We start from the raw sequence: 5003 nt of genomic DNA on the forward strand, positions 1-5003 counted from the left end.
ATAAAAAACGCCCCAGTCATTACTGACTGGGGCGGCTAAAATATTCAGCCAAATCCGATTACGTGAAGTAAAAGGTCTGAAAGATAGAACATCTTACCTCTGTACCCTACGAGAATAACTTTACTCTTTTTTGAGCAGCTCAGAAAGCACTTTTTGTAATTTTTTTTCATTCCTTGCATAGGGAATTCTAATGGACATCACAAAAAGTTCTATCTTATGTTGCTTAGTTACGAAAAATGGCCGTTATTCAGTCACCCCTTAGTGCGCCTGATCCCAGTTTTCACCACTACCGACTTCCACTAATAACGGCACGTCAATCTGGGTCTCGTTTTCCATCAGTTGATGGATCTTTTTCGACACACTTTCCAGGTCATCTTTGTGCACTTCAAACACCAGTTCATCGTGAACTTGCATGATCATGCGCACGCGCGGTTGCTCGGTTTGCAGCCATCCGTCTACGGCTATCATGGCTCGCTTAATAATGTCTGCGGCAGTACCTTGCATCGGGGCGTTGATTGCGGCACGTTCAGCACCCGCACGACGAGCGCCATTACTGGATTTAATATCCGGCAAATAGAGGCGACGACCTTCCAGCGTTTCAACGTAACCCTGCTCTTTTGCCTGTGCACGCGTGCGTTCCATATATTCCAGCACGCCAGGATAGCGTTCGAAGTAGAGATCCATGTACTTCTGTGCTTCCTTGCGCGGAATATTTAACTGGCGAGCAAGACCAAAGGCGCTCATCCCGTAGATCAGACCGAAGTTGATAGCTTTCGCGCTGCGGCGTTGTTCGTTAGTTACTGAATCCAGCGGTAAGCCAAAGACTTCAGCGGCCGTTGCGCGGTGAATATCTTTCCCTTCGGCAAATGCGGTAAGCAAGCCTTTATCACGCGAGAGATGCGCCATGATACGCAGTTCAATCTGCGAGTAGTCCGCGGAAACAATCACGTAGTCTTCCGGCGCAATAAACGCCTGGCGAATACGACGACCTTCGTCATTACGTACCGGGATGTTTTGCAGGTTCGGATCCGTTGAAGACAAGCGCCCGGTCGCGGTAACAGCCTGATGATAGGAGGTATGTACGCGCCCGGTTTTCTTGTTAATCATCAACGGAAGCTTGTCCGTATAGGTCGACTTCAGTTTTGCTAACCCGCGATATTCCAGGATCACTTTCGGCAATGGGTAATCCAACGCAAGCTCTTCCAGTACCTCTTCCGACGTTGATGGTGCGCCGCCAGGCGTTTTCTTCAGCGGCTTAATGCCCTGCTTTTCAAACAGGATGGTTTGCAGTTGCTTGGTGGAAGAGAGGTTAAACGCTTCGCCGGCAATCTCGTGCGCTTTTTGCTCCAGCTCGTTCAAACGCAGCGTCAGCTCTTCTGAATGCTTGTGCAGAACAGCCGGATCGATTTTCACACCGTTGCGCTCAACGCGAGACAAAACCGGCACCAGCGGCATATCAATATTTTCAAAGACGTTCAGCGGCCCTTTATGCTGCTGCAATTCTGGCCACATCTTCAGATGCAGCTGTAGCGTAACGTCGGCGTCTTCCGCAGCGTAACGACCGGCCTCTTCCAGCGCTATCTGGTTAAAGGTCAGTTGGTTTTTGCCCTTTCCGGCAATCTCTTCAAAGGTAATGGTTTTATGTTTCAGCCAGCGGTCCGACAGGCTGTCCATATCGTGTCGTCCAGCGACGCTGTTAAGAATGTAGGACTCGAGCATGGTGTCAAAGGTGATGCCGCGCAGCTCGATGCCATAATTCGCCAGGATGCCGCGATCGTACTTCAGGTTTTGCCCGACTTTGTGCGCGTTCTCATCTTCCAGCAGCGGCTTTAGCAGCGCCAGCGCGCGGTCGCGCGCGATCTGATCGGGGGCATCCAGGTAGTCATGGGCAACAGGAACATACGCCGCCACGCCCGGTTCAATGGCAAAAGACAGTCCAACCAGATTCGCGGAGATATTGTCCAGGCTGTCAGTTTCTGTATCAAAGGCGAAGACGGGCGCTTTTTTCAGCTTTGCGATCCACTCTTCCAGCGTCGCTTCATCCAGAATCGTCACGTAGTTATCGTAGGAAAGAGCCGTCGCAGGTTCTTCCGGCGTAGCCTCGACGACGATTGTTTCCTGCGGTTTAGCCGCTGGCTTCGTTCCTTTCGCCTGTAGCCATTTACCGGATTCTACGTCTGCAACCCAACGCTTAAATTCGTACTGTTTAAACAGGCCAAGCAGTTCATCTGTTGCGGGCTGCTTCACTTCCAGTTGCTCGCAGGTTAACTCCAGCTCAACATCTGTTTTAATGGTCGCTAATTGATAAGAGAGGTACGCCACCTCTTTATTTTTCTCAAGCTTGCCCGCCATGGTTTTCGCACCACGGAAAGTCAGCCCCGCAATTTTGTCAGATTCGGCATAAAGGGTATCCAGCCCCCCCAAGCCCTGGAGCAGAGCCTGAGCCGTTTTTTCACCCACGCCAGGTACGCCAGGAATGTTATCGGAGGAGTCGCCCATCAGCGCCAGGAAATCAATGATCAGCTCAGGTGGCACACCGTACTTATTCACCACTTCATCCGGGCCGAGGATCGTATTGGTCATGGTGTTGATCAGGGTGATGTTCGGTGTCACCAGCTGAGCCATATCTTTATCACCGGTACTGATCAGCACCGGACGACCAACCTTTTCCGCTTCACGCGCCAGCGTACCGATAACATCATCGGCTTCCACGCCTGAAACAGCCAGTAATGGCAACCCCATCGCTTTTACCATCGCATGCAGAGGTTCAATCTGCGCACGCAGATCGTCAGGCATTGGCGGGCGATGTGACTTGTAATGCTCGAATAATTCATCACGGAAGGTTTTACCCTTAGCGTCGAATACCACAGCAGCATGGGTCGGCTGATATTGTAGAATCAAGCTACGCAACATGTTGAGAACACCGTACATCGCACCAGTAGGTTCTCCTGCGCTGTTAGTCAGCGGCGGAAACGCGTGATATGCGCGATAAAGGTAAGATGAGCCATCTACAAGGATAAGTGGGTTTTCTGGGATCTGAACCATAATGTCCGTGCCTGTTTATCAGATTATGGGTAAAGGATGCCACAGACGGGATGAAAACATGAGTTTTTCGCCGTTTTTGTTGAAAAACTTTTGCAGTTCTTCTGCTTTGATCGCAAATCAAATTGTGGATAACTTTGTGAATAAATAATTTTCAGCGCTTTAAATATAGCAAGTTAATTATTGAACAATTACATTTTTTCATATATTTCAGTTAATTAAAGAAACTTACAGCATTTTATCCCATTTTTATCGCTTGTCTCCTGATGTGGATAGATATTCCTTTTTTTCTATTCAGGGAAGATCCATCATTTGGTTCGTTTTCTGATAAAATTAGCCCCTTGCGCCTCTTTAGCGCACTGTCTATGGCTAACCTTTTGAATAATTTAATTATGACAAGAATACTCGCTGCGATAACGCTGTTGCTGAGTATCGTATTGACCATATTGGTCACGATTTTTTGTTCTGTGCCGATCATCCTTGCCGGGGTTGTAAAACTCCTTTTGCCTGTTCCTGTCGTCTGGCGCAAGGTTTCCATCTTCTGTAATTTCATGATGTATTGCTGGTGTGAAGGTCTGGCGCTACTTCTACACCTCAATCCACGATTGAAGTGGGACGTCGAAGGGCTGGAAGGTCTTAGCAAAAAAAACTGGTATCTGCTCATTTGTAATCATTACAGCTGGGCCGATATCGTTGTGCTTTGCGTTCTGTTCCGTAAGCACATCCCGATGAATAAATATTTTCTCAAGCAACAGCTGGCCTGGGTGCCGTTTATTGGTCTGGCCTGCTGGGCGCTGGATATGCCGTTTATGAAACGTTATTCACGCGGCTATCTGCTCCGTCACCCGGAACGGCGCGGTAAAGATGTGGAAACAACGCGTCGTTCCTGCGAGAAGTTTCGCGTACACCCGACAACTATCGTGAATTTTGTCGAAGGTTCACGCTTTACTAACGAGAAACGTGAGCAAACCCGCTCCCCCTATCAAAACCTGCTCCCACCTAAGGCGGCCGGTATCGCTATGGCATTGAATGTGCTGGGGTCGCAGTTTGATAAGTTGCTGAACGTCACGTTGTGCTACCCGGAAAATAGCAGCCGCCCTTTCTACGATATGCTGAGCGGCAAATTAACGCGTATTGTCGTACGGGTGAACCTGGAGCAAATTCAAGAAGAGTTGCACGGTGATTACGTGAACGATAAAGGTTTCAAGCGTCGGTTTCAGCTATGGTTGAATACGCTCTGGAGCGAGAAAGACGCGCAAATAGATGCGATTAAAGCCACAAACAAAAAAGCCGGTCAATGACCGGCTTTCGCTTTTACTTCTGACTAACCAGGAATTTCACTGTATCCGCATACTGCTGTACAAAGATATCCATGCTGCTGGTATCCATGCCCTGCGGGTTTACCTGGTATTTACCATTCACGAACATCGCCGGAACGCCCTGCAGCTGTAAATCAGCCGCCGCTTTTTCCTGCTGCGCCACGAGTGATTTCACCACAAAGCTGTTCCATGCCGCATCGTAGTCTTCACCTTTAATACCCGCGTCGACAAACACTTTACGGATATCTGCAACAGACTGAACGGTCTGGGTTTTCTGAACCCCTTCAAACAGCGGAACAGTGACCTTATCTTCAACGCCAAGTGCCATAGCAACAGCCCAGGCCTGCGTCAGATCTTTACCCAAAGGCCCAAGAAACTCGACGTGGTATTTGGTCATCTTGGTACCTTCCGGCAGTTTTTTCTTCACGTTATCAGACACATGAAGCACTTCTTCAAACTGGTAGCAATGCGGGCAGTAGAAGGAGAAGAACTCCAACACTTGCGGTTCACCCGCAACAGGCTTTTCCAGAGTGATGTATTGTTTGCCATCCTGGAACTGCGCCGCAGATGCGCTAAAAGCTAAAACCATACCAGCCAGCGCCAGCCATATTTTTTTCATGTTCAAGTTTCTCCGATTAATAC

3 protein-coding genes are annotated in these 5003 nt (G+C 48.9%); 1 reads left to right on the forward strand and 2 read right to left on the reverse strand.

The window, feature by feature from the left end; genetic code table 11:
• Positions 1-258 precede the first annotated feature (258 nt).
• A complete protein-coding gene (polA, locus tag KQJ18_RS21460; RefSeq protein WP_216422701.1) occupies positions 259-3045 on the reverse strand; it encodes a DNA polymerase I in 2787 nt (928 codons plus the stop codon).
• A 362-nt stretch (positions 3046-3407) separates the two neighbouring features.
• On the opposite strand from polA, the gene KQJ18_RS21465 reads away from it, so the two are divergent.
• Positions 3408-4343, forward strand: coding sequence for an acyltransferase (locus tag KQJ18_RS21465; RefSeq protein ID WP_038635830.1), 936 nt, complete (start codon positions 3408-3410; stop codon positions 4341-4343).
• Positions 4344-4356: 13 nt separating this feature from the next.
• Here KQJ18_RS21465 and dsbA read toward each other — a convergent pair whose 3' ends face one another.
• Positions 4357-4980 carry a thiol:disulfide interchange protein DsbA gene (dsbA, locus tag KQJ18_RS21470; RefSeq protein ID WP_038635827.1) on the reverse strand — a complete coding sequence of 208 codons (624 nt, stop codon included), beginning with the start codon at positions 4978-4980 and terminating at the stop codon, positions 4357-4359.
• Positions 4981-5003 lie beyond the last annotated feature (23 nt).

The sequence above is a fragment of the Citrobacter sp. S55_ASV_140 genome (genome assembly GCF_018919505.1).
In the GTDB taxonomy this organism is placed as follows: domain Bacteria; phylum Pseudomonadota; class Gammaproteobacteria; order Enterobacterales; family Enterobacteriaceae; genus Citrobacter; species Citrobacter werkmanii.

Bases quoted from the DNA above. Each gene is read 5' to 3' on its own strand.
- KQJ18_RS21465 (WP_038635830.1), top strand. From the start codon at position 3,408: ATGGCTAACCTTTTGAATAATTTAATTATGACAAGAATACTCGCTGCG.
- dsbA (WP_038635827.1), bottom strand. From the start codon at position 4,980: ATGAAAAAAATATGGCTGGCGCTGGCTGGTATGGTTTTAGCTTTTAGC.
- polA (WP_216422701.1), bottom strand. From the start codon at position 3,045: ATGGTTCAGATCCCAGAAAACCCACTTATCCTTGTAGATGGCTCATCT.